The organism is Vibrio sp. STUT-A16, from assembly GCF_026000495.1.
Classification (GTDB): domain Bacteria; phylum Pseudomonadota; class Gammaproteobacteria; order Enterobacterales; family Vibrionaceae; genus Vibrio; species Vibrio diabolicus.
Genome location: NZ_AP026765.1, coordinates 471,705 through 496,553 on the forward strand (window position 1 = coordinate 471,705; position 24,849 = coordinate 496,553).

Consider the following 24,849-nt stretch of genomic DNA (forward strand, 5'->3'; position numbering starts at 1 on the left):
TTAATACTAATGGATGATGAGTATTGTTGCGATAGGGGAAAGCTATTGATGATGGTTTTTGGTGAAAGATATACAAAAGGTTGACCATGATAGCCAACCTTTTGATTTTTAGTGCTTTATAAATCTAAGTCTTGAAGTATTTCGCTTCTGATCAAACGATTACAGCGCCGCGATAGTGGTTTTTTGCTCTTCTAGCTTAGCTAGTGTCTCTTTGTAGCCTTCAAGTTTCTCACGCTCTTTAGCAACAACCGCTTCCGGTGCTTTCGCCACGAAGCCTTCGTTACCTAGTTTGCCTTCGATACGCTTGATTTCGCCATGAGTCTTTTTGATTTCGCCATCTAGACGAGCAAGCTCTGCATCTTTGTCGATCAAACCCGCCATTGGGATCATCAGCTCAGACTTACCAACCAGTGCCGTTGCACACGCAGGGGTCTCTTCGCCAGCTTCAAGCACGCGTACTGCTTCTAGCTTCGCTAGAGACATCAATACTTGTTTGCTTGCTTCTAGACGAGAGGCGTCTTTCTCATTCGCTGCTTTCAGCATAACGTCTAGAGGCTTGCCCGGGTTGATGTCGTACTCAGCACGTAGGTTGCGGATGCTAGTGATGAACGCCTTCACCCATTCGATATCATCTAGCGCTTCTTGGTTGAAGTTTGCTTCGTCGAATTGAGGCAGCGTTTGTAGCATGATTGTCTCGCCCTCAACACCGTCAACTAGTGGCTTGATGCTTTGCCAGATAGTTTCTGTGATGTAAGGAATCACAGGGTGAGCTAGACGTAGCGTCTTCTCAAGTACCGTGATTAGTGTACGGCGAGTACCACGCTGTTGCGCTTCAGTACCTTTCCATAGAACGGGTTTAGTTAGCTCTAGGTACCAGTCACAGAATTGGTTCCAGATGAATTCGTAAAGTGTGTTTGCAGCCATATCTAGACGGAAGTTGTCGATATGGTTGTTGAACGCTTTCGCTGCGAGTTCAAACTGAGACTCGATCCACTTGTCTGCTAGTGAGTACTCGATCTCACCTTCACCAAAACCACAATCTTGCTCTTCTGTGTTCATCATTACGTAACGGCTTGCGTTCCATAGTTTGTTACAGAAGTTACGGTAACCTTCAAGACGCTTCATATCCCAGTTGATATCGCGACCTGTTGATGCCATTGCTGCAAGAGTGAAACGCAGTGCGTCTGTACCGTATGCTTCGATACCGTTTTCAAACGTCTTACGCGTGTTCTTCTCGATCTTCTTCGCTAGCTGAGGCTGCATCATGTTGCCACAACGCTTCTCTACTAGAGACTCTAGGTCGATACCATCGATCATGTCGATTGGGTCAAGTACGTTACCTTTCGACTTCGACATCTTGTCGCCGTTTTCGTCACGGATTAGGCCGGTAACGTAAACTGTCTTAAATGGTACTTGTGGTTTGCCATTTTCGTCTTTCACGAAGTACATGGTCATCATGATCATGCGCGCAACCCAGAAGAAGATGATGTCGAAACCAGTTACTAGAACGTCTGAAGGGTGGAATACTTTCAGATCGTCAGTTTGCTCTGGCCAACCTTGAGTACCGAACGTCCATAGCGCAGAAGAGAACCATGTATCCAGTACGTCTTCGTCTTGGTGCAGCTCAATTACTGACTCTAGGTTGTTGTTCTTGCGCACTTCTTCTTCAGTGCGACCTACGTAAACATTACCTTGGTTGTCGTACCAAGCTGGGATGCGGTGACCCCACCATAGCTGACGAGATATACACCAGTCTTGAACGTCACGCATCCAAGAGAAGTACATGTTTTCGTATTGCTTAGGAACGAATTGGATGTCGCCGTTTTCTACTGCTTCAACTGCTGTTTTCGCTAGAGGCGCAGTACGTACGTACCATTGGTCAGTTAGCATTGGTTCGATAACCACGCCACCACGGTCGCCGTAAGGAACTTGTAGATCGTGATCTTTTACTTCTTCAAGTAGACCTAGCTCGTCGAATTCAGCAACGATAGCTTTACGAGCGGCAAAACGCTCCATACCGTGGTATTTAGCTGGTAGCTCAGTGCTGTAAGCGTCGCTTGCTTCGCCGTTAGTGTTGAATACTTCTGCTGCGTCGCGGATGTTCGCGTCGAAAGTCAGAATGTTGATCATTGGTAGCTGGTGGCGCTTACCAACTTCGTAGTCGTTGAAGTCGTGCGCAGGTGTGATTTTCACACAGCCAGTACCTTTTTCCATATCTGCGTGCTCATCGCCCACGATTGGGATGCGACGATCAACGATAGGAAGGATGATTTCTTTACCGATAAGATCTTTGTAACGTGGATCTTCTGGGTTAACTGCAACACCCGTATCGCCTAGCATGGTCTCTGGACGAGTCGTTGCAACAACGATGTAGTCTTTGCCGTCCGCTGTTTTAGCGCCATCTGCTAATGGGTAGCGGAAGTGCCACATGTGGCCTTTAGTATCTTTGTTCTCTACTTCTAGATCTGAAATCGCTGTGTGTAGCTTTGGATCCCAGTTAACTAGACGCTTACCGCGGTAGATTAGATCGTCTTCGTATAGACGTACGAACACTTCTTGAACGGCGTTAGATAGACCATCGTCCATCGTAAAGCGCTCACGGTCCCAGTCTACTGATGCGCCAAGACGACGAAGCTGTTTAGTGATAGTGCCACCAGATTCGCCTTTCCATTCCCAGATTTTGTCGATGAAAGCTTCACGACCGTAATCGTGTTTTGTTTTGCCTTCTTCTGCAGCGATCTTACGCTCAACAACCATCTGAGTTGCGATACCAGCGTGGTCAGTACCTACTTGCCAAAGGGTGTTTTTACCCTTCATACGTTCACAACGGATAAGCGTATCCATGATCGTATCTTGGAACGCGTGGCCCATGTGTAGGCTACCAGTGACGTTCGGTGGCGGGATCATGATGCTGTATGATTCTTTAGTAGTGTCACCGTGTGGCTTAAAGTAGCCTTTCTCTTCCCAAGTCTGATACAGAGCTTGTTCGATTGAAGTTGGGTTGTATGTCTTTTCCATAGCGCTCTTTTAATGGATACGTTGATGGTTGAATCTTAGTCAATCTTTATAAGTGAGGGATCTTAACAAGATCGCCTTAACTATAAGGATTGACCGTTAAGGATATTGAATTTCGATCGTTTGCAGCTGGTAACCTGCTTGACGGTAAATTTTATATCTTTCTCTTGCGAGTTGTTTAGCTTTTTCTTCGCAGGGCACGAAGTCTACCACTTGAGCAAACTTGTTCGCAAAGGTTGTCTCATTTTCCGCCAAATTAATTACCAATTGACGATTCCAAGACGGCTTTACACCGTTATGGCCGATCTCAATATTGGTGGCGTATTTCGGTCCCTCGCCTACGAGGTTATGTGCCATGAACTTGTCTGCATCAACTTGCCAAAAGGCTTCAGCGAGCTGCTCGGCGTGTGGTTTGTCTTGGCAGTTTAAATACACTTTAGCGCCTTGGCGGGCAAAGTGCTGCGCCAAAAACACAATGTACTCTTCAAAGCCAGCCACCGTTGCTTGCGGGCTCTCTTCGTTAATGATGTAGAAGGTTGCAGTTTGCATCATTCTCTCACTTGCCTTGGGTCTCTTCCTAAGACCATCTTAAGTCCCACTTTCATTTTAGAAAATTAGGATAATAAAAAAGGGCCTTGCGGCCCTTTTAGATGTTGTTCAGAAATTACTCTTCTGTCTCTTGGCCGCTGCGGTTCAAAAGGAATTGGACAAGCATTGAGACAGGACGGCCCGTTGAGCCTTTCGCTGCGCCTGATTTCCACGCAGTACCTGCGATATCGACGTGAGCCCAGTTGTACTTCTTCGCGAACTTAGACAAGAAGCAACCCGCAGTGATAGTACCAGCAGGACGGCCACCAATGTTTGCCATATCCGCAAACGGGCTCTTCAACTGCTCGTGGTACTCATCTGCCATTGGTAGACGCCATGCACGGTCACTTGCTTGCTCAGAAGCATTCACTAGTTCGTGAGACAGTGGGTTATGGTTAGAGATAACGCCACTGATGTGGTGACCTAGTGCGATAACACAAGCGCCGGTTAGCGTTGCAACGTCAACAACACAGTCTGGTTCGAAACGCTCTACATAAGTCAGTGCGTCACAAAGAACAAGACGACCTTCCGCATCCGTGTTCAGAACTTCTACAGTTTGACCAGACATTGTCGTTAGGATGTCACCTGGACGGTACGCGTTGCTGCCAGGCATGTTTTCACAGCCAGCTAGAACACCAATAACGTTAATTGGTAGGTTTAGCTTCGCTAGCGCTTTCATTGTACCGAATACCGATGCCGCACCACACATGTCGTACTTCATCTCATCCATACCTTCGCCCGGTTTTAGAGAGATACCGCCTGAATCGAAGGTTAGACCTTTACCTACTAGCACAATCGGTTTTGCATCTGAGTCAGGGTTACCTTTGTACTCGATGATAGACATCATAGATTCGTTTTTAGAACCACGGCCTACTGCTAGGTAAGAGGTCATACCCAGTTTTTCCATCTCTTGCTCACCAATGATTTTGGTGGTTACGGTTTCGTAATCGTCCGCTAGACGACGAGCTTGAGAAGCAAGGTAAGCTGGATTAGCTACGTTTGGCGGCATGTTGCCAAGGTCTTTTGAAGCTTTGACACCTGATGCGATAGCTAGACCATGAGTGATTGCTTTTTCACCCAAGTTTAATTCACGACGCGTTGGTACGTTGAAAACAAGCTTGCGCAGTGGGCGGCGAGTTTCAGGTTTAACGCTCTTGAATTGATTAAATGTGTATAGACCATCTTTAGTCGCTTCTACAGCCTGGCGTACTTTCCAGTATGTATCGCGACCCTTAACATGCAGTTCAGTTAGGAAACATACCGCTTCCATTGAGCCTGTCTCGTTAAGTGTGCTGATCGTCTTTTGAATGATTTCCTTGTACTGGCGCTCGCCAAGTTCACGTTCTTTGCCGCAACCGACAAGTAAAACGCGCTCTGACAAAACACCTGGTACTTGATGCAGTAGCAGCATCTGACCAGGTTTACCCTCTAGATCACCACGGCGAAGTAGTGAACTGATGTAACCGTCACTGATTTTATCAAGTTGTTCGGCTACTGGAGAAAGGCGACGTGGTTCAAACACACCAACAACGATACATGCGCTACGTTGTTTCTCTGGACTGCCACTTTTTACACTGAACTCCATGCGTACTCCTACATCCTGAAGACAAATTGCTCTAAATGTTAGATAATGATCGCTTACTTGTTGAATTTTAGCTCCAGGCTTACATGCAGAGCTGATTAAGCGACTAACATCTAGTTTATAATTTTTAAAAAAATAAATGGTTCAACGGGAAACTATAGTGATTCGACCAAAAAAACAAGTTTTGTATAGGTAATTTCAGCGTGATTATTGTTAGATATTTGATCCGCGAAACACTCAAGAGCCAATTTGCGATTTTTTTCGTACTTTTTTTGGTGTTTGTAAGCCAGAAATTCATAAGTGTTCTTGCTGATGCTTCTGATGGGGATATTCCTGCTGGATTGATTTTCTCGATTGTTGGTTTGAATATGCCAGCAATGGGTCTATTAATGCTGCCTTTAAGTCTGTATATCGGCATATTGATCACATTTGGTCGTCTGTATGCAGAGAGCGAAATTGTCGTGATGAACGCGACAGGTATTGGTAACAAATTCTTGGTACAAGCGGCCTTGTACTTAGCGCTGATTACTTCTGCTGTGGCGGCTTTTAATGCATTGTGGTTATCGCCGTGGTCTCAAGACCGTGTAGAGCAACTTTATGAACAAGTGGCGGCAGAAAACAGCGTTGACTTGCTAAAGAAAGGGCAATTCCAAGGCACGCCAGATGGTTCATCGGTTGTGTTCATTGATGACATTAAAGACAATACATTGAGCAACGTTTTTGTCGCGCAGATGCGCCCGAGAGATTCAGTATTGCCGAGTGTGATGTTCTCGTCCTCTGGTGAAGTAAAAGAACTGTCGGACGGCCGTCAGGTCATCACCATGAAAGAAGGCACGCGTTATGAAGGTGTGCCGACTCGCGTTGAATATATGATCACAAAATTCGATGAATACGAAGGCGTTATCGGCCAGCGTGAGGTCAAAAAGAAAGGGCGAGATTGGGAAGCGTACCCAACGGTTGATTTGATTGGACACCCAGACCCAGAAGCACAAGCAGAGCTGCAATGGCGCATTTCGTTATTTGTATGTATTCCACTCTTAACGATGTTGGTTATTCCTTTGTCAGCGGTGAATCCGCGTCAGGGACGATTTGCCAAAATGGGGCCCGCGATTCTTATTTATCTAGCGTATTTCCTGGCGATTAGTGCAACAAAATCTGCATTAGAAGATGGTGACATTCCGGCGGCAATCGGCATGTGGCCTATTAATGCGATGTTACTGATTGTCGCAATCATGGCCAATATGATGGACAGCGTTGCTGCTCGACGAATAAAAGACAAATTCCGTAAGAAGAGGCTCGCGTAAGCTGTGTTCAAAATCTTAGACCTTTACATCGGTAGAACCATCATCTCTACCACTGCCTTGGTTTTAGCGACGTTTGTTGGCTTATCGGGCATCATCAAATACGTAGAACAGTTACGTAAAGTAGGGCGAGGCGTGTATGACCTCACTCATGCATTGTATTTTGTGTTGCTGAGTGTGCCGCGTGATATCGAAATGTTCTTCCCAATGGCGGCATTACTCGGCGCCCTGATCGGCTTAGGTATGTTGGCGTCAAGCTCTGAGCTGGTGGTGATGCAAGCTGCTGGTTTCTCAAAGTTGGATATCGGGTTGTCGGTGCTCAAAACGGCGGTGCCACTTATGCTTATCGTTATGACGTTAGGGCAATGGGGCGCTCCAGAAGCACAAAAAATGGCGCGTGACTTACGTGCGTTTGCGATATCGGGAGGTAGTATTGTCTCAGTTCGTTCTGGAGTTTGGGCTCGTGACGCAAACGACTTTATCTTTATAGGTAAAGTCGAAGACGACAAGCTTTATGCTTTAAATATGTGGCGTTTTGATGATGATAAGAATCTACAAAAGGTTATCTTTGCTGAAGAGGTCGACTATCAACAAGATAACAATTGGTTGATGCGAGACGTACAAATCACGGATATGAAAAATGAAAACGTGATTTCGAAGCAAGACATCGAACAGATGGAATGGCATACGTCATTGGCTCCAGATAAGCTAGCTGTGGTGACGGTAAAGCCTGAAGAGTTATCACTGAGCGGTTTGTATGATTATGTGACCTATCTGAAAGCATCAGAGCAAGATGCGTCTCGCTATGAATTGGCGTTTTGGCGTAAGTTGACACAGCCGCTTTCAATTGCCGTGATGATGTTGATGGCGCTATCGTTTGTTTTCGGTCCACTCAGAAGTGTGACCATGGGGGCAAGGGTATTGTCGGGCGTGGTTGCCGGGTTTACTTTTTATATATCCAGTGAGTTCTTTGGCCCATTAAGCTTGGTGTATGGCATATCACCTGTGTTTGGTGCATTGGCCCCGAGCCTGGTGTTCTTAGCTATTGCGATTGCGCTGCTGAGAAGAAAGCTGTAGCTGAAGTATCACCGAATAAACCATGTTTCATCGGACTAAATGTAAAAGGAAGGCATTATGCCTTCCTTTTTTGTATTCCCGGATAAGTTAGTTTGCCTTAGGCAACACAACAACCTCTGTTTTTGCCCAAATGTCGTGGAACCCACGTTTCTTGGGATCAATCGGTACAGTCAGGTTTGCCAAACCAAAGCCAGATGTTGCAATGCGAATCAGGGCTTGAGTGACTGTAATCGGCGCGCCGTCTTTGGCATTGCGAACTCGAAGTTTCCAAGCGCGCATCCCAAGTGTTTGTCCTGCTCGCGTCCAGAAGAAGACAAAGAAGTATATCCACACAACCGCAAGATACAGTGTAAACAGAGGGCTTAATATAGGGTGCTTCCCGAGCATATCAGCGGCATCTGCGTACTCGCCATAGCTCAACAGCCCTGCTGCATTTAGTGCAAATACAACGGCCATAACAATACCTGCGGCCATCATTTCAATTGCGATAATAATCAATGTGTCGTAAATCAACGCTGCAAGTCGACGAAAGAGACCAGCAGGTGGAAGAGTTGTAGACGTTGTCATTATTCCATCACTTACCTTAAAAATTGTGCGTCAGAATATAGATTCCCTCACCAAGAGAAAAGAGACCTAACGCACAGAGTCTTTAATTATGCTTAAACGAAGTGACTTTTCTGCTGTGTGTTATGAACACATATCATGATGTACAAGGCCTTTCAGTAATCTATTTCAACTGAACTTTACTTGTCTAACCATTAGCTTTTTGGTCTGTAACTAGATTAGACAGATGAGAGAGTTGGTGTTTCTCATCTTCGGTATAATGCTGGCTCAAGGAGAGCTCTAAAGCTTTTTCTGATAGCTTGGTTGCAGGTGATAAAAACAACTTGGGGTGCATACTAGAAAGAGCCAGCAAGGCTTTTTGTAGGCGAATCTGTATTTGGAGTTGCGCTGCACCATCGTGCGCGATTGGCAAAAAGACATCATCAAACAAATCCTGGCAGCTCAATGCGGGCACAAATAGCCTAGGGTATCGAGTTTTGGTAGGCGGCTCGCTGAGTAACTCTCCCCATAATGAAAGCGCTCGTACAGAACGCCCAAGAACATCAATCGCGGTACCGTTATCATTCACGGCGGGGGAGAGAGCTCGTGAGGCGATCTCCGCCATGACGACTAATCCAAAACGAGGATCTTGATCATAGGAACGCTCCGTTCGAATCGTGAAGGCCGCAGTTATTTCGTTTTCGTCTGGCAACGCTCCACAAACCCAAGCCAATGGTTGACTCACATACACAAAACTTCCTGGTTGTCGTTCAAGATAGATGGTGCATTGGTTTGCTTCAGCAATACTATCTAGATGATGCATATCAACATGCTGTAAGTAGCCAATTTCTTGGCTGAAAATAGGCTTGCTTCCTCTGGGTTTATGTTCTGGGTGGCTCCACGGGTGAGCACCTAGCCAACGCTCTTTGCCCCGTTTTCTTATCGCATCTAACAAGGCTTGCTCCACGTATGACGTGGTTTCACTGACCCTCCCTAGTACGGAAAGGTGCTGAATCCAACGTAGCAGAGTGAGTATGATCATCACGATTACGGCGATGGTCACGATGAACAGATAAATTTGTGCTTGTTGATGATAGGCACCAATGCCTAGCGCGATAATGCCTACCAAGCTAAATAAAAAAGAGCCAAGAAAGGTTGCCAAAGCATTTTGCGTTGTGCTGTCTTCCATCAACAGTTTGGTGGCCCGTGGCGTTACCCCTGCACTAGCGGCACTGTACGCTGAGACCATTATATTGAGCGAGAATGTGGTCACCGCAAGCATGGAAGTCGCGAGGATATTTAATATGTTGTTAAGCAAATCCTTACTGACGTTGATTGCAGGAGGCAGAGTAATGAACTGGTTTAAAACAATGGATATTAGGGCGGTGGCGACAGCAAGTAAGGCATAAAGTGACGTGCGAACCCACAGTTTGCGCGTCATTTGCTTCAGTAACCATTGCCATTTTGACCCAGTCATTCGTATGCTCCTATTCAGTTCTTACTTGAAAGTAGATAGAAAATTCAGAAAGTTATTCTTGCTTAAGCATAGGTTAAATCTTCCTCGTTCTACTTGGTATTTCATGCATCATGAGAGTAAGAAAGCCGCTTGCTTCAAAGAATGGTGTTCTTGAGGTGTGAATTACCAAGATTCTGTTACCTTAATTGATAGATGCATTAAAAGTATGTGATAGAAAAGAGGTAGCCATGATTGTAATTACAGGTGCAAGTAGCGGTTTAGGGGCTGAGCTGACAAAGCGTTATGATGCGGAAGACAAAGAGACGTATATCATAGGAAGAAACACAGAAAAACTATCCGCACTAGCTAAACAACTCTCTCATAGCGTCGGCTATCAAGCTTGCAACCTCTCATTACATCAAGATGTGAAACGCCTATTTGATGGGATGAAACAGCCGCCTGAAATGGTCATTCATAGTGCAGGAAGTGGTTATTTTGGCGAACTGGAAGAGCAGGAGCCGGAAGAGATTCAAAAACTGATTGATAATAACCTGAATTCTGCCATTCATGTATTAAGAGAGTTAGTAAAGCGTTACAAAGATCAACCGATAAAAGTGGTCATGGTTATGTCTACTGCTGCGCAACAGCCTAAAGCGCAAGAGTCTACGTATTGTGCTGTGAAGTGGGCTGTCAAAGGATTAATCGAGTCGGTTCGTTTGGAGTTAAAAGGAAAGCCAATGAAAATTATCGCGGTTTATCCTGGTGGAATGGATACGGAATTCTGGAAAACAAGCGGCAACACGATGGACACGAGTCACTTCATGCAAGCGGAAGATGCTGCCGAGATGCTCCATACAGCTTTGTTGAGCATTGGGAATGGTTATGTTTCTGATATTACAGTGAATAGAATTTAAAAAGAGTTACGTATACACATTTTCACCTGGATCAGTAGTAGGAAATGGAGCGTACGTTTCTTATCAGTACAGCTTTGTCACACTTTGTGGCGAAATTATCAGCAAACGATAGTTATTTAAGGTATTTCTGCTTGCGCAGGTCAAAAGCTTCCGTATAATGCCAACCATCAAAGGGCAAGAGCCCAAAGATGCCGGTGTGGTGAAATTGGTATACACGACGGATTCAAAATCCGTTGCCTTCGGGCGTGGCGGTTCAAGTCCGCCCACCGGTACCATATTAGAAAGGTCGCTTTTATAGCGGCCTTTCGTCGTTTTAGGTGTTCGTAAATATCAAAAGAAAGTTAGCGTTGCCTTCGCGGTGGCGGCAGGAATGCCAGTCCAATCAACTCCGTCCACCGGTACCATAATTCATATGATAAAGCCTCGACGTAAGTCGGGGCTTTGTTGTATTTAGGGTTTGTGAATTCAAATCCAGCGTGGCGTCAGAAATGCCAGGCCCAGTCAGTCCACTCTTTACTGCTTTCCATTTTTACTTTTCTAAAAATAAAAAAGCGCGAGGTATTACCTCGCGCAAGCTACTACATAATAATAGTAGGGAACAGCTTATAGAGCTGTGAACAAGGTGTTCTGTGAGTCAGGTGTCCAATCGGCTTGAGATACGTGTGGGACGTTGACGAGATAACGTTTGCCAGAGTACGTCACAACATCTCCCTCTTTATATGAAACATTCACTTCCCAATTTGTTGCCGGATCAGCATTGGTCCAAAGGCTAGAGGTTGGGGAAGGTGCCCAGTCCTGCTGTGCGTTATGGCTGGTCACTGCTTGGTAAACGGTGCCTAAATGTAGGACGTAGTCGCCAGCGTTGTAGCTATGACCAACTTGCCAGTTTGGTGTGTAGTTATCCATCGTATCGAATACATAGCCAGCTTGTTTTGCTAGTCGGATAAATTCCGTTAATTTAGGTAAATTCTTGGTTGCGCCCATTCCACGCTTACCGTCTTCAAACAAAAACTCATGCGTTAGAATAATGACCTTGTCTGCGTGGAGTGGTGTACCACATGGAAACTCTTGTGCTTTTGAATTGATAGGGTTGATGGTGGTAGGAGCACAGTTGTTCAATGCTGCATCTACGTAACCTAGGAAAGGTTCTGCCTCTGTTAGACTGTTGGCTGGCATTGCTATCCCCCAGTTTTCAGGTGCCCAATCCACATCCCAACCATGTGTTTGATAGCCTTTATTAGCCAGAATGTTTTGTACCGCAATTGAGGCTTTCACACTGTTTGACGGGTCGTTGATATTACAAACGTAGCCTGGTTCCCAAGGTTTAAAGTCATCAGACGTTGCGCATAATCCATCTGCTTTGAAGTCTTTAGTCACGCGCCAGCCGTTGGTGTAGGGCAGTCTTGCAAACTTTGTCGCCTTATAATTCGGGTAGCTTGTAATGTTAGGCAGATACTTTTCTAAAACAGATAAGTTTTCTGTAAACATTGAGGCATCGTAAACAGGATCTTGGTACGAGTTAAGCTGGTGGTCGCCGGTAGCATTACATTCTGCTGCGCTATTAGGTCCAAACTCATCAACGCAGTTATGAACCATATGATCGTAACTATGGTTCGCGACAATATGACCAGTGTCTAATGCGAGCTTTAAGGCTTCTAGCGAACGGTCTTCATTCTCATCACCAATTCCGTCTAAGTGCCAAGCATTAAAGTAAAACGTCGCTTTGATATCTTCTTGGTTAAGTACTTGAATAACGTCAATAGACGCATTGATTGGTCCATCATCAAACGTTAGATAAATGGTGCCTTTAGAGTCGGTTTGAGCAAATGAGTATTGTGATAGTGCGGCACTTACAAGCGTTGCAATAGCCAATTTATTAAATTTCATTCTCTATTCCTTTTTAGAAATTAATAACGACGTTGTCAGTAGTAATATATTGATAATTTGAAACCTAATGTGGTGTCTTAATTTATTTCCTGGTTTTTATCCTAGACCTAAATAATTACTAAAAAACAGGTCGTATTTTCTAAATTGGGATTGTGTTCACGAATAATGCAACCGGTTGCGCTTTTTTGTCTTGGTTATTTTTGCTACAGTTTTTGCAGGTTGAAATTTACACAACGGGAGTAAGGCTATGAAAAAGATCCTTTTATGCTGTAGCGCAGGGATGTCAACCAGTATGCTTGTTAAAAAAATGGAGCAAGCTGCTGAAAATAAAGGAATTGAGTGCAAAATTGATGCGATGTCAGTGAATGCATTTGAAGATGCAATTAAAGAGTACGATGTTTGTCTTCTCGGGCCTCAAGTACGTTTTCAGCTAGAAGAGCTAAGAAAAACGGCGCAAGAGCATGGTAAAAACATTGATGCGATTTCTCCTCAGCATTATGGAATGATGAAGGGAGAGGAAGTACTAGAGCAAGCATTAGAATTAATTAACTAAACCATAGTTTTAAATTAAAAAAGATAACTGTACATCAAATATAAATATTTGATGCGGGATTCTTTTGCCTAAAATAAGGATGGATTCTATGAAGCTTTATGACGCAATTATAGGCGCAGTCGAAAAGCATATAGCCCCTATAGCAGCAAAAGTGGGGAATCAGCCCCATGTTCGAGCAATGAGAGATGGTTTTATAGTTGCAATGCCGTTTATTATTGTCGGTAGTTTCATTTTGATTTTTGCATTCCCACCATTTGCCGAAGACACGACCTTTACTTTTGGTCGAATTTGGCTCGATTTCGCCACCACACATTTTGATACCATAATGATGCCCTACAACATGTCGATGGGTATCATGACCATTTTTGTTTCGCTCGGCGTTGCTTATAGCTTAGCTAAGGCTTACAAGATGGATGGGATCACGAGTGCTGTATTGTCGCTGATGTCTTTTTTACTCATCGCGGCCCCTGCTAAAGATGGCGCGTTGTCTATGTCACACATGGGAGGAACCGGGATCTTCACCGCAGTGATGTGTGCATTCTTCTCGGTAGAGCTCTACCGTTTTATGAAAAAGCACAACATTACGATTCGCATGCCAGAGCAAGTTCCACCGGCGATTGCACGATCATTTGAAGTACTGTTACCAGTCTTAGCGATATTTATTACCTTATATCCACTTAGCCTTTTCGTGCAAACCCAGTACGACATGCTGATTCCAGATGCGGTCATGGCTGTCTTTAAGCCTTTAATTAGTGCGTCTAACTCATTGCCTGCCATTATTGGCGCTCTATTGCTTTGCCAACTACTTTGGTTTGCGGGTATCCATGGTGCTGCAATTGTTGTGGGGCTGCTTTCTCCAATTTTCTTGACCAACATTGGTGCCAACATCGAAGCCTTTGTTGCAGGTGAACCGATTCCAAACGTATTTACTCAGCCTTTCTGGGATTTTTACATCTTTATCGGTGGCTCTGGTGCAACACTTGCTCTTGTTATGCTGATGTCATTTAGCCGTTCTGTTCACCTTAAGAGTATTGGTCGAATGAGTGCGGTGCCTGGCTTCTTCCAAATCAATGAACCTGTGATCTTCGGTAGCCCAGTTGTGATGAACCCGACCTTGTTTATCCCGTTCGTCTTCGCTCCAGTCATCAACGCTACGATTGCGTACTTTGCTGTGCATGTCGGCTTTGTGGGTATGGGTGTCGCTACAACGCCTTGGACAACACCAGCACTGATAGGTGCTTCGTGGGGTAGCGGTTGGACCTTTGCTCCAGTATTGCTCGTCATTGGTTTATTGATTCTTGATCTAATTATCTACTTCCCATTCTTCAAAATGTTTGAGAAGCAAATGTTGGAGCAAGAACTACCAACGACAAAAGAAACTAAAGATGAGGCGCAACCTTCAGGCGAAGGTGTTACTGCTTAACGGTGCTTAATGGGCCGCAATTACCGCGGCCCGATTTTTGGAGAGAAAATGATGGAACAAGAATTGGTTGTGATGGAGATCATCTGTAATGCTGGCGAAGCCAGAAGTTTGAGCTACGAGGCGTTGCGTTTATCTAGAGAACAAGATTTTGATGCGGCTGAGGAGAAGCTCTCTCAAGCAAGAGAGTGCATTAACAAAGCCCACTTAATTCAGACTCAGTTGATTGAGGAAGATCAGGGGGAAGGGAAAGTCCCGATGACGTTAGTGATGGTACATGCTCAAGATCACTTAATGACCACGATTTTGGCTCAAGAAATGGCTGTAGAAATCGTTGCACTGAACAAAAAAATCTCGAACAAATAAGGGGAGAAAAATGTCTAGAGAGGCGATCAAACTTGCCATTATTGGCGGTGGTAGTAGCTATACCCCTGAACTGGTTGAAGGGGTTATTAAGCGCTTAGAATATTTACCCGTTAAGAAGATTCATTTTGTGGACATTGAGTCAGGAGCTGAGAAGCTTGAGATTATCAAAGGTCTAGCGCAGCGAATGGTTGATAAAGCAGGTGCAAAGATTGAGATAAAAGCAGACTTTGATCGTCGTGCTGCGATAAAAGATGCGGACTTTGTGATGACGCAGTTCCGTGTGGGTGGCCTTGCTGCTCGTGCTAATGACGAGCGAATTCCAATTAAATACGACGTCATCGGCCAAGAAACAACAGGCCCTGGTGGGTTTGCTAAAGCACTGCGAACCATCCCGGTTATTCTTGATATATGTAAAGATATTGAAGAGTTGGCACCCAATGCATGGATGCTCAATTTCACCAACCCTGCGGGTTTGGTCTCTGAAGCCGTCAGTAAGTACACCAAAGTAAAGAGCATTGGTTTATGTAATGTGCCGGTTTCGATGGAAATGATGATCGCAGAAATGATGGAGTGCGAGCCAAAAGAGCTACAACTTGAGTTTGCCGGATTAAACCATCTCGTTTGGGTGCACAAAGCATGGCTCAATGGAGAAGATATTACTCAAACAGTATTAGAGAAAGTCGGTGATGGTGCTAACTTCAGCATGAAGAACATCTGGGAAGAACCGTGGGATCCAGCATTTCTAAAAGCGCTGGGGGCGATACCATGTCCTTACCATCGTTATTTCTATCAAACCGATGCTATGCTCGCTGAAGAGAAACAAAGCGCGGGTGAAAAGGGCACTCGTGCTGAGCAGGTAATGGAAACAGAAAATGCGCTATTCAAGCTCTATCAAGATCCTAATCTCGATCATAAGCCGAAAGAGTTAGAAGAGCGGGGTGGGGCTTATTATTCAGATGCATCACTAAACTTGGTTGATTCAATTTATAACAATCGTAATAGTATTCATGTTGTTAACGTCTTAAATAACGGAGCGATTAACGGCCTCCCCGACGATGCTGTGATTGAGTGTAGCGCGGTGATTGGTAGTTGGGGCGCGAAACCTCTTGCGGTTGGTGAGCTGTCAAACAATATCAAAGGATTACTCTATCAAGTCAAAGCATATGAACAGTTGACAATAGACGCTGCTGTTGAAGGTAATTATGACAAAGCGCTCATGGCATTAACCAACAACCCATTGGTGCCAGACATTGGTCGTGCCAAGTCAATTCTGGATGATATTCTGGCGGTGAACGCTCCATATTTACCTCAATTTAAACTAACGACGTTGTAGTACTAAGGAAGGACGCCAATGAAAGTCATTTTTAACGCTGATGATTTTGGTTTAACGAGAGGTGTAAATAACGGCATCGTAAAAGCTCATCAGCAAGGTGTTGTTCATTCAACCACCATGATGGTCGGTATGGATGCTGAGAAACATGCTTTAGAGTTGGCTCGCCATAATCCAGACTTGAGAATTGGCGTTCATCTTAGGTTTACAGCGGGAGTACCTCTAACTGGGCACCCTAATTTGACCAACGGTAGAGCGCATTTTATCAAATACGACGAGCTGTGGGGTAAGCAGGACTTCGAAACTCAGGTCATTTATGACGAAGCAAAAGCTCAGGTGGAACATTTTTTATCGCTTGGGTTAGAGCTAAGCCACTTAGATAGCCATCATCACGCGCATACTCACCCTCAAATTTTGCCCGTTATTAAAGAGGTAGCGAGTGAATACCGAGTGCCACTGCGGGGCACTGGCTTGTGTCAAGAATCGATGACAACAAGGTATGTCTTTACTGACGAGTTTTACGATCAAAAAGTAAGTTTAGATGGTTTGATGGCGCATTTATTGAGTCTAAAGACAAACTATGATTTGGTTGAGGTGATGTGCCACCCGGCAGAGGCCGATCAAGCGCTGATTTTAAAGAGTGGTTATGCGCTTCAGCGAGAGCTAGAGTTACAAGTTCTAACCTCTCCCATTTTAAAAGAACAGTTAGCTCAACATGGTATAGCTGTCACGGATTACTCTGAGCTCGTTTCTACCAATCAAATGGTCGGTGTATGATTAAAGGCTGCCAGCTTCGCCCCCTATAAGCACCTTACGAATTGCTGGCAGCCGTTCGACACAAACGGATATTTAATAACAATTGCAGTTGGACCCAATAGCATTATGGCAAGGATTAAAGATGTCGCCGAACTCGCCGGTGTAAATCGCTCTACCGTTTCTCGAATCATTAATGGGGAGGGGAAGTTTCGCGAAGAAACTCGAAAAAAAGTAGAGCAAGCTATGGCGCAACTGAATTATCGCCCGAGTGCGATTGCTCGTTCACTCGCAACCTCATCCAGTAATATGGTTGGCTTATTGGTGACTTACTATACGGGGGGCTTCTTTGGAGAGATGATGGAGCAGGTTCAGACTGAGCTGGATATTCATAAAAAGTTTCTGATTACCGCTCAAGGACATCATTCTGCAGAAGGTGAAAAGGAAGCCATTCAGCGTTTTAATGATCTGCGTTGTGATGGCTATGTCCTCCATAGTCGTTATTTGTCAGATGATGATTTACGTGAATTAGCAAAACAGCCTACGCCTTTCGTTCTTCTGGATCGCTATGTTGAAGGAATAGAAGAGCGTTGCGTTACTTTTAATCATCATCATGCAAGCCGTATTGCCGTCGAGCATCTTTTAGCTGGTGGTCATAGAAAAATCGCCTGTATTACCGGTCCATCCCAACGTCATAATAGTTTATTAAGAAAGCTTGGGTACGTTGATGCGATGAAGGACGCAGGTATCGATATTGACGAAAGCTGGTGTGAAGAAGGGAATTATGGTCGGCAAAGTGGTTATGATGCAATGGCTGCAATTTTACAACGACACCCTGAAGTTACTGCAGTCTTTTCTTGCAGTGAGGAAATGACGGTCGGTGCAATGCAGTACTTACACGAGCACAATATTTCAGTACCGGAGCAAATCTCTTTAACTAGCTTTGACAGTGTTGACCTTTGTGAAAGCCTTTATCCTACAGTGTCGGCAGTGCACTTTCCTATCAGTGATATGGCCCGTGTAGCGGTACAAACATTAATGGGATTAGTCAAAGGTCAAGAAATAATAGATAAGCCAACGTTCAAGGCTCAGCTTAAAATACGCAAAGCAGATCGAACCTTAAAGTAGCTTGCTTTTGCTCATTAAATGAGTCATTAGAAATGACCATCTGATGTTTTGATACTTACTGATGAATTTATTCACAAAATTTACTAGTATTCTAACTCTCTTAGGCAACGTAAATCAGTAGTGAATAAGTGGCAGCCATTAAACTTACGGTCGATCGTATTCAACCCGGATTACATATCCGTCTTCCGCTAAAGTGGAACGATCACCCTTTTCTACTCAATAGTTTTAAGATTAAAGATCAAGAACAAGTCGAGATGATCCGTCACCTCGGTGTAAAGTTCGTTTACTTTAATCCAGAGCAAAGTGATGCCGCACCACTTCCAGTCGACCAGATACAAGCTGATAGAGTAACGAATGAAGCGTCGCTAGATCATGAAACTCAAAAACTTTGGCAAGAAAAACAAAACCGCATAGAAAAGTTAAGTGCGTATCGTCGACGCGTTATCCAGTGCGAAAAAGAGTTTGAGCGCTCTCTTGCGCGTATGCGCTCGGTCATGACGAAAATTCGTAATCGTCCAACAGCTGCCGTTGATGAAGCGAAGCTTCTTATTGAAGATATCGTCGAGAAGTTAATGTGTGATGATAATGTCACTCTACACCTGATGAACGGTAAAAATGAGTTTGAAGATATTTATTTCCATTCGTTGAACGTTGCTGTTATCGCCATGATGATTGGCCGTGCTAAGGGGTACTCAGCTGCGCAGTTGAAAGAGCTTTCATTCTCAGCGCTATTCCACGATATCGGGAAAATAAAAATTCCTACCGCAATATTAAGAAAGCAAGCACCGCTGACGGAACCAGAAACTAACTACTTAAAGTTGCACACCAAATATGGAGTAGACCTTGCGAGTCAAATAGAAGGTTTTCCCGAAGTTGCAAGAGTTGTGATTGCACAGCACCATGAACTAAGAGATGGGTCTGGCTATCCCAAAGGTCTGAAAGGAGATGAGATCAACGAGTTTGCTCAAATTATTGCTGTAGCTAACGCATTTGATAACTTGTGTCATACACCTATAGTCTCAGATCAAAAAATTCCTTATACCGCACTCTCTCATTTATATAAGAACTGTAAACACCTATATAAAGAAGAAAACCTGAATATCCTGATTAAGTTTATGGGCGTGTTTCCTCCAGGCACTGTGGTTCAGCTTTCCAATAATATGGTGGGCTTGGTTATCTCAGTGAATGCATCGCATCTATTATTCCCAAATGTATTGGTTTACGACCCATCAGTGCCAAGGACGCAGGCGCCAATCATTGATCTTGCATCAAAGGATATAAAGATAGTTAACGCGATTCATCCGTCTAAATTGCCGGAGAAAATCAAAGAGTATCTTAATCCGCGTTCACGCATTTCTTACTTCTTCGATAGTGATGAGTAGTTATCCACAGGTTTTTGTGGGTAAGTTGTAGGAATCTTGAGTGTTATTTCGGGGTAATTTTTGGGTTGGATGGAAAGTATCCACTTGGCATGTTTTTTTAGAAAAAATGTATTTTTAGTATTGCCAAAGAAAATCTTATCCCTATAATGCGCATCCATCGACACGGCAGACGCCACAAGGCTTCAGCAATGTCGAAGAGGTAAAAAGGTTCTACGAAAAGTTAGTTGAAAAAAGTGTTTGACACTAACTACCAAATCGCTAGAATGCACCTCCGCTCTGAGGGAAAAAATTCTCGCAAAGCAAGCTCTTTAACAATATAGACCTATCAATCTGTGTGGGCACTCGTTGATGATAATCCAATTCGATACCTCGGTATCAAATTAGGTTTCAATGAAACGAAGTGGCCATTCGAATTGGGAAGCAGCCTTGAGCTGTTTTGTTTTACTTTTCTAAAGTGAAAACCAATAAGAGCACAGTCAATTCAAACATTACTTATGTAATGTTCAGTATTCATTGAGCCGAAAAAAATCTTAAATTGAAGAGTTTGATCATGGCTCAGATTGAACGCTGGCGGCAGGCCTAACACATGCAAGTCGAGCGGAAACGAGTTATCTGAACCTTCGGGGAATGATAACGGCGTCGAGCGGCGGACGGGTGAGTAATGCCTAGGAAATTGCCCTGATGTGGGGGATAACCATTGGAAACGATGGCTAATACCGCATGATGCCTACGGGCCAAAGAGGGGGACCTTCGGGCCTCTCGCGTCAGGATATGCCTAGGTGGGATTAGCTAGTTGGTGAGGTAAGGGCTCACCAAGGCGACGATCCCTAGCTGGTCTGAGAGGATGATCAGCCACACTGGAACTGAGACACGGTCCAGACTCCTACGGGAGGCAGCAGTGGGGAATATTGCACAATGGGCGCAAGCCTGATGCAGCCATGCCGCGTGTATGAAGAAGGCCTTCGGGTTGTAAAGTACTTTCAGTCGTGAGGAAGGCGGCGTCGTTAATAGCGGCGTTGTTTGACGTTAGCGACAGAAGAAGCACCGGCTAACTCCGTGCCAGCAGCCGCGGTAATACGGAGGGTGCGAGCGTTAATCGGAATTACTGGGCGTAAAGCGCATGCAGGTGGTTTGTTAAGTCAGATGTGAAAGCCCGGGGCTCAACCTCGGAATAGCATTTGAAACTGGCAGACTAGAGTACTGTAGAGGGGGGTAGAATTTCAGGTGTAGCGGTGAAATGCGTAGAGATCTGAAGGAATACCGGTGGCGAAGGCGGCCCCCTGGACAGATACTGACACTCAGATGCGAAAGCGTGGGGAGCAAACAGGATTAGATACCCTGGTAGTCCACGCCGTAAACGATGTCTACTTGGAGGTTGTGGCCTTGAGCCGTGGCTTTCGGAGCTAACGCGTTAAGTAGACCGCCTGGGGAGTACGGTCGCAAGATTAAAACTCAAATGAATTGACGGGGGCCCGCACAAGCGGTGGAGCATGTGGTTTAATTCGATGCAACGCGAAGAACCTTACCTACTCTTGACATCCAGAGAACTTTCCAGAGATGGATTGGTGCCTTCGGGAACTCTGAGACAGGTGCTGCATGGCTGTCGTCAGCTCGTGTTGTGAAATGTTGGGTTAAGTCCCGCAACGAGCGCAACCCTTATCCTTGTTTGCCAGCGAGTAATGTCGGGAACTCCAGGGAGACTGCCGGTGATAAACCGGAGGAAGGTGGGGACGACGTCAAGTCATCATGGCCCTTACGAGTAGGGCTACACACGTGCTACAATGGCGCATACAGAGGGCGGCCAACTTGCGAAAGTGAGCGAATCCCAAAAAGTGCGTCGTAGTCCGGATTGGAGTCTGCAACTCGACTCCATGAAGTCGGAATCGCTAGTAATCGTGGATCAGAATGCCACGGTGAATACGTTCCCGGGCCTTGTACACACCGCCCGTCACACCATGGGAGTGGGCTGCAAAAGAAGTAGGTAGTTTAACCTTCGGGGGGACGCTTACCACTTTGTGGTTCATGACTGGGGTGAAGTCGTAACAAGGTAGCGCTAGGGGAACCTGGCGCTGGATCACCTCCTTATACGATGATTATTGCGATGAGTGTTCACACAGATTGATACGGTTTATAAAGTAAAGAGACGATACTGGGTCTGTAGCTCAGGTGGTTAGAGCGTTCGCCTGATAAGCGAGAGGTCGGTGGTTCGAGTCCACTCAGACCCACCAATTTCCTTCCCAAGGAATTGGCATACAGTATCGACACACCTTGATGGGGCTATAGCTCAGCTGGGAGAGCGCCTGCCTTGCACGCAGGAGGTCTGCGGTTCGATCCCGCATAGCTCCACCATCTTTAAGTGTTCTTGAAAAAGAATCTTTAAAAATGGTTTTCATCAGAAAATCTCGCTCTTTAACAATTTGGAAAGCTGACAAAACAACAATTTATTGTTGTTTGTAAAGTTCTCAAAGTATTCATTTATGAATACAACTAAAAACACATTCAAGTGTTCTTGGAATTTGAGTCCGGCAAAATCGATATGTCTCTCGCTCATTCAAATAATGAGAGACAACTTTGGTGACTTGTTCATCAACTCGAAACTCCTTCGGGTTGTATGGTTAAGTGACTAAGCGTACACGGTGGATGCCTTGGCAGTCAGAGGCGATGAAGGACGTATTAACTTGCGATAAGCCCAGATTAGGTAGTAAAAACCACTTGAGTCTGGGATTTCCGAATGGGGAAACCCACTTACATAAGTAAGTATCGTTATGTGAATACATAGCATAACGAGGCGAACCGGGGGAACTGAAACATCTAAGTACCCCGAGGAAAAGAAATCAACCGAGATTCCGAAAGTAGCGGCGAGCGAAATTGGACTAGCCCTTAAGCTTTATAGGCGTTAGGTGAACAAGCTGGAAAGCTTGGCGATACAGGGTGATAGCCCCGTAACTGACGACGCATATTCAGTGAAATCGAGTAGGGCGGGACACGTGATATCCTGTCTGAATATGGGGGGACCATCCTCCAAGGCTAAATACTACTGACTGACCGATAGTGAACCAGTACCGTGAGGGAAAGGCGAAAAGAACCCCTGTGAGGGGAGTGAAATAGAACCTGAAACCGTGTACGTACAAGCAGTAGGAGCAGGCTTTGTCCTGTGACTGCGTACCTTTTGTATAATGGGTCAGCGACTTATATTCAGTGGCAAGGTTAACCATCTAGGGGAGCCGTAGGGAAACCGAGTCTTAACTGGGCGTTCAGTCTCTGGATATAGACCCGAAACCAGGTGATCTAGCCATGGGCAGGTTGAAGGTTGAGTAACATCAACTGGAGGACCGAACCGACTAATGTTGAAAAATTAGCGGATGACTTGTGGCTAGGGGTGAAAGGCCAATCAAACCTGGAGATAGCTGGTTCTCCCCGAAAGCTATTTAGGTAGCGCCTCGGACGAATACTACTGGGGGTAGAGCACTGTTAAGGCTAGGGGGTCATCCCGACTTACCAACCCTTTGCAAACTCCGAATACCAGTAAGTACTATCCGGGAGACACACGGCGGGTGCTAACGTCCGTCGTGGAGAGGGAAACAACCCAGACCGCCAGCTAAGGTCCCAAATTACTACTAAGTGGGAAACGATGTGGGAAGGCTCAGACAGCCAGGATGTTGGCTTAGAAGCAGCCATCATTTAAAGAAAGCGTAATAGCTCACTGGTCGAGTCGGCCTGCGCGGAAGATGTAACGGGGCTAAGTAGTAAACCGAAGCTGCGGCAATACTCTTTGAGTATTGGGTAGGGGAGCGTTCTGTAAGCGGTTGAAGGTGTGTGGTAACGCATGCTGGACGTATCAGAAGTGCGAATGCTGACATGAGTAACGATAAAGGGGGTGAAAAACCTCCTCGCCGGAAGACCAAGGGTTCCTGTCCAACGTTAATCGGGGCAGGGTAAGTCGACCCCTAAGGCGAGGCCGAAAGGCGTAGTCGATGGGAAACGGGTTAATATTCCCGTACTTCTTACAATTGCGATGGGGGGACGGAGAAGGCTAGGTGGGCCTGGCGACGGTTGTCCAGGTTCAAGTGCGTAGGCTGAAGAGTTAGGTAAATCCGGCTCTTCTTAAGGCTGAGACACGACGTCGAGCACCTACGGGTGTGAAGTCATTGATGCCATGCTTCCAGGAAAAGCCTCTAAGCTTCAGATTGTAAGGAATCGTACCCCAAACCGACACAGGTGGTCGGGTAGAGAATACCAAGGCGCTTGAGAGAACTCGGGTGAAGGAACTAGGCAAAATGGTACCGTAACTTCGGGAGAAGGTACGCTCTCGACGGTGAAGTCCCTCGCGGATGGAGCTATTGAGAGTCGCAGATACCAGGTGGCTGCAACTGTTTATTAAAAACACAGCACTGTGCAAAATCGCAAGATGACGTATACGGTGTGACGCCTGCCCGGTGCCGGAAGGTTAATTGATGGGGTTAGACTTCGGTCGAAGCTCTTGATCGAAGCCCCGGTAAACGGCGGCCGTAACTATAACGGTCCTAAGGTAGCGAAATTCCTTGTCGGGTAAGTTCCGACCTGCACGAATGGCGTAATGATGGCCACGCTGTCTCCACCCGAGACTCAGTGAAATTGAAATCGCTGTGAAGATGCAGTGTACCCGCGGCTAGACGGAAAGACCCCGTGAACCTTTACTACAGCTTGGCACTGAACATTGACCCTACATGTGTAGGATAGGTGGGAGGCTTTGAAGCGCAGTCGCTAGATTGCGTGGAGCCGTCCTTGAAATACCACCCTTGTAGTGTTGATGTTCTAACGTCGACCCCTCATCGGGGTTGCGGACAGTGCCTGGTGGGTAGTTTGACTGGGGCGGTCTCCTCCCAAAGCGTAACGGAGGAGCACGAAGGTGGGCTAATCACGGTTGGACATCGTGAGGTTAGTGCAATGGCATAAGCCCGCTTGACTGCGAGAATGACAATTCGAGCAGGTGCGAAAGCAGGTCATAGTGATCCGGTGGTTCTGAATGGAAGGGCCATCGCTCAACGGATAAAAGGTACTCCGGGGATAACAGGCTGATACCGCCCAAGAGTTCATATCGACGGCGGTGTTTGGCACCTCGATGTCGGCTCATCACATCCTGGGGCTGAAGTCGGTCCCAAGGGTATGGCTGTTCGCCATTTAAAGTGGTACGCGAGCTGGGTTTAGAACGTCGTGAGACAGTTCGGTCCCTATCTGCCGTGGGCGTTGGAGAATTGAAAGGGGCTGCTCCTAGTACGAGAGGACCGGAGTGGACGAACCTCTGGTGTTCGGGTTGTGTCGCCAGACGCATTGCCCGGTAGCTAAGTTCGGGATCGATAACCGCTGAAAGCATCTAAGCGGGAAGCGAGCCTTGAGATGAGTTCTCCCTGATACTTTAAGTATCCTAAAGGGTTGTCGTAGACTACGACGTTGATAGGCAGGGTGTGTAAGCGTTGTGAGGCGTTGAGCTAACCTGTACTAATTGCCCGTGAGGCTTAACCATACAACACCCAAGGGGTTTTGATGGACTCAATGAAAGAACGTTGAATGTGTA

The 24,849-nt window shown here is 45.7% G+C and carries 16 protein-coding genes, 3 tRNA genes and 2 rRNA genes; 15 read left to right on the forward strand and 6 right to left on the reverse strand.

The window, feature by feature from the left end; all coding sequences use genetic code 11:
• Positions 1-159: 159 nt before the first annotated feature.
• The 3 genes from OO778_RS02220 to pepA form a co-directional block, all read right to left on the reverse strand.
• Positions 160-3,018 (reverse strand): valine--tRNA ligase, encoded by a 2,859-nt coding sequence (locus OO778_RS02220; protein ID WP_264910653.1) that lies wholly within the window; start codon positions 3,016-3,018, stop codon positions 160-162.
• Between the two features lie 96 nt (positions 3,019-3,114).
• Positions 3,115-3,564 carry a DNA polymerase III subunit chi gene (locus OO778_RS02225; protein ID WP_046873623.1) on the reverse strand — a complete coding sequence of 150 codons (450 nt, stop codon included), beginning with the start codon at positions 3,562-3,564 and terminating at the stop codon, positions 3,115-3,117.
• A gap of 115 nt (positions 3,565-3,679) precedes the next feature.
• Positions 3,680-5,188 (reverse strand): leucyl aminopeptidase, encoded by a 1,509-nt coding sequence (gene pepA, locus OO778_RS02230; RefSeq protein ID WP_005397459.1) that lies wholly within the window; start codon positions 5,186-5,188, stop codon positions 3,680-3,682.
• A 200-nt stretch (positions 5,189-5,388) separates the two neighbouring features.
• Here pepA and lptF point away from each other — a divergent pair, with 200 nt between their 5' ends.
• Both lptF and lptG read left to right on the forward strand, forming a co-directional pair.
• Positions 5,389-6,489 carry an LPS export ABC transporter permease LptF gene (gene lptF / locus OO778_RS02235; protein ID WP_006742363.1) on the forward strand — a complete coding sequence of 367 codons (1,101 nt, stop codon included), beginning with the start codon at positions 5,389-5,391 and terminating at the stop codon, positions 6,487-6,489.
• 3 nt (positions 6,490-6,492) lie between these two features.
• Positions 6,493-7,563 carry an LPS export ABC transporter permease LptG gene (gene lptG / locus OO778_RS02240; protein ID WP_046873614.1) on the forward strand — a complete coding sequence of 357 codons (1,071 nt, stop codon included), beginning with the start codon at positions 6,493-6,495 and terminating at the stop codon, positions 7,561-7,563.
• Between the two features lie 87 nt (positions 7,564-7,650).
• Here lptG and OO778_RS02245 read toward each other — a convergent pair whose 3' ends face one another.
• Both OO778_RS02245 and OO778_RS02250 read right to left on the reverse strand, forming a co-directional pair.
• Complete coding sequence (locus tag OO778_RS02245; RefSeq protein WP_074191859.1) at positions 7,651-8,130, reverse strand: RDD family protein; 480 nt, start codon at positions 8,128-8,130, stop codon at positions 7,651-7,653.
• A 184-nt stretch (positions 8,131-8,314) separates the two neighbouring features.
• Positions 8,315-9,583 (reverse strand): DUF2254 domain-containing protein, encoded by a 1,269-nt coding sequence (locus OO778_RS02250; protein WP_104970976.1) that lies wholly within the window; start codon positions 9,581-9,583, stop codon positions 8,315-8,317.
• A gap of 227 nt (positions 9,584-9,810) precedes the next feature.
• Here OO778_RS02250 and OO778_RS02255 point away from each other — a divergent pair, with 227 nt between their 5' ends.
• Both OO778_RS02255 and OO778_RS02260 read left to right on the forward strand, forming a co-directional pair.
• Positions 9,811-10,476, forward strand: coding sequence for an SDR family NAD(P)-dependent oxidoreductase (locus tag OO778_RS02255; protein ID WP_225461995.1), 666 nt, complete (start codon positions 9,811-9,813; stop codon positions 10,474-10,476).
• A gap of 190 nt (positions 10,477-10,666) precedes the next feature.
• Positions 10,667-10,751: transfer RNA gene (locus OO778_RS02260), tRNA-Leu, on the forward strand.
• A 328-nt stretch (positions 10,752-11,079) separates the two neighbouring features.
• On the opposite strand, the gene OO778_RS02265 is transcribed toward OO778_RS02260, so the two are convergent.
• Positions 11,080-12,363, reverse strand: a complete 1,284-nt coding sequence (locus OO778_RS02265) for a carbohydrate-binding protein (RefSeq protein WP_256955522.1) — start codon at positions 12,361-12,363, stop codon at positions 11,080-11,082.
• 247 nt (positions 12,364-12,610) lie between these two features.
• On the opposite strand from OO778_RS02265, the gene OO778_RS02270 reads away from it, so the two are divergent.
• The 11 genes from OO778_RS02270 (at position 12,611) to OO778_RS02320 (ending at position 24,798) form a co-directional block, all read left to right on the forward strand.
• Positions 12,611-12,916 (forward strand): PTS sugar transporter subunit IIB, encoded by a 306-nt coding sequence (locus tag OO778_RS02270; RefSeq protein ID WP_025767645.1) that lies wholly within the window; start codon positions 12,611-12,613, stop codon positions 12,914-12,916.
• A gap of 88 nt (positions 12,917-13,004) precedes the next feature.
• Complete coding sequence (locus tag OO778_RS02275) at positions 13,005-14,339, forward strand: PTS sugar transporter subunit IIC (protein ID WP_005397441.1); 1,335 nt, start codon at positions 13,005-13,007, stop codon at positions 14,337-14,339.
• A 51-nt stretch (positions 14,340-14,390) separates the two neighbouring features.
• The gene (locus tag OO778_RS02280; RefSeq protein ID WP_031780628.1) at positions 14,391-14,702 is read left to right on the forward strand and encodes a PTS lactose/cellobiose transporter subunit IIA; all 312 of its coding nucleotides are present in this window, start codon (positions 14,391-14,393) and stop codon (positions 14,700-14,702) included.
• A 10-nt stretch (positions 14,703-14,712) separates the two neighbouring features.
• Positions 14,713-16,035 (forward strand): 6-phospho-beta-glucosidase, encoded by a 1,323-nt coding sequence (locus OO778_RS02285; RefSeq protein WP_005397437.1) that lies wholly within the window; start codon positions 14,713-14,715, stop codon positions 16,033-16,035.
• Between the two features lie 18 nt (positions 16,036-16,053).
• A complete protein-coding gene (gene chbG, locus OO778_RS02290; protein WP_006742368.1) occupies positions 16,054-16,809 on the forward strand; it encodes a chitin disaccharide deacetylase in 756 nt (251 codons plus the stop codon).
• Between the two features lie 105 nt (positions 16,810-16,914).
• Positions 16,915-17,913 carry a LacI family DNA-binding transcriptional regulator gene (locus tag OO778_RS02295; protein WP_074191861.1) on the forward strand — a complete coding sequence of 333 codons (999 nt, stop codon included), beginning with the start codon at positions 16,915-16,917 and terminating at the stop codon, positions 17,911-17,913.
• A gap of 128 nt (positions 17,914-18,041) precedes the next feature.
• A complete protein-coding gene (locus tag OO778_RS02300; RefSeq protein WP_054868202.1) occupies positions 18,042-19,295 on the forward strand; it encodes an HD-GYP domain-containing protein in 1,254 nt (417 codons plus the stop codon).
• Between the two features lie 532 nt (positions 19,296-19,827).
• A 16S ribosomal RNA gene (locus tag OO778_RS02305) occupies positions 19,828-21,380 on the forward strand.
• 66 nt (positions 21,381-21,446) lie between these two features.
• A tRNA-Ile gene (locus tag OO778_RS02310) sits at positions 21,447-21,523 on the forward strand.
• A 45-nt stretch (positions 21,524-21,568) separates the two neighbouring features.
• Positions 21,569-21,644: transfer RNA gene (locus OO778_RS02315), tRNA-Ala, on the forward strand.
• 264 nt (positions 21,645-21,908) lie between these two features.
• Positions 21,909-24,798, forward strand: a 23S ribosomal RNA gene (locus tag OO778_RS02320).
• The 16S and 23S rRNA genes sit together here with 2 tRNA genes alongside, the layout of an rRNA operon.
• The last annotated feature ends 51 nt before the right edge of the window (positions 24,799-24,849 follow it).

What these genes read in the sequence shown, in the direction of transcription:
- OO778_RS02220 (WP_264910653.1), bottom strand. Translation starts at nt 3,018, where the DNA reads ATGGAAAAGACATACAACCCAACTTCAATCGAACAAGCTCTGTATCAG.
- OO778_RS02225 (WP_046873623.1), bottom strand. Translation starts at nt 3,564, where the DNA reads ATGCAAACTGCAACCTTCTACATCATTAACGAAGAGAGCCCGCAAGCA.
- pepA (WP_005397459.1), bottom strand. Translation starts at nt 5,188, where the DNA reads ATGGAGTTCAGTGTAAAAAGTGGCAGTCCAGAGAAACAACGTAGCGCA.
- OO778_RS02245 (WP_074191859.1), bottom strand. Translation starts at nt 8,130, where the DNA reads ATGACAACGTCTACAACTCTTCCACCTGCTGGTCTCTTTCGTCGACTT.
- OO778_RS02250 (WP_104970976.1), bottom strand. Translation starts at nt 9,583, where the DNA reads ATGACTGGGTCAAAATGGCAATGGTTACTGAAGCAAATGACGCGCAAA.
- OO778_RS02255 (WP_225461995.1), top strand. Translation starts at nt 9,811, where the DNA reads ATGATTGTAATTACAGGTGCAAGTAGCGGTTTAGGGGCTGAGCTGACA.
- OO778_RS02265 (WP_256955522.1), bottom strand. Translation starts at nt 12,363, where the DNA reads ATGAAATTTAATAAATTGGCTATTGCAACGCTTGTAAGTGCCGCACTA.
- OO778_RS02270 (WP_025767645.1), top strand. Translation starts at nt 12,611, where the DNA reads ATGAAAAAGATCCTTTTATGCTGTAGCGCAGGGATGTCAACCAGTATG.
- OO778_RS02275 (WP_005397441.1), top strand. Translation starts at nt 13,005, where the DNA reads ATGAAGCTTTATGACGCAATTATAGGCGCAGTCGAAAAGCATATAGCC.
- OO778_RS02280 (WP_031780628.1), top strand. Translation starts at nt 14,391, where the DNA reads ATGGAACAAGAATTGGTTGTGATGGAGATCATCTGTAATGCTGGCGAA.
- OO778_RS02285 (WP_005397437.1), top strand. Translation starts at nt 14,713, where the DNA reads ATGTCTAGAGAGGCGATCAAACTTGCCATTATTGGCGGTGGTAGTAGC.
- chbG (WP_006742368.1), top strand. Translation starts at nt 16,054, where the DNA reads ATGAAAGTCATTTTTAACGCTGATGATTTTGGTTTAACGAGAGGTGTA.
- OO778_RS02295 (WP_074191861.1), top strand. Translation starts at nt 16,915, where the DNA reads ATGGCAAGGATTAAAGATGTCGCCGAACTCGCCGGTGTAAATCGCTCT.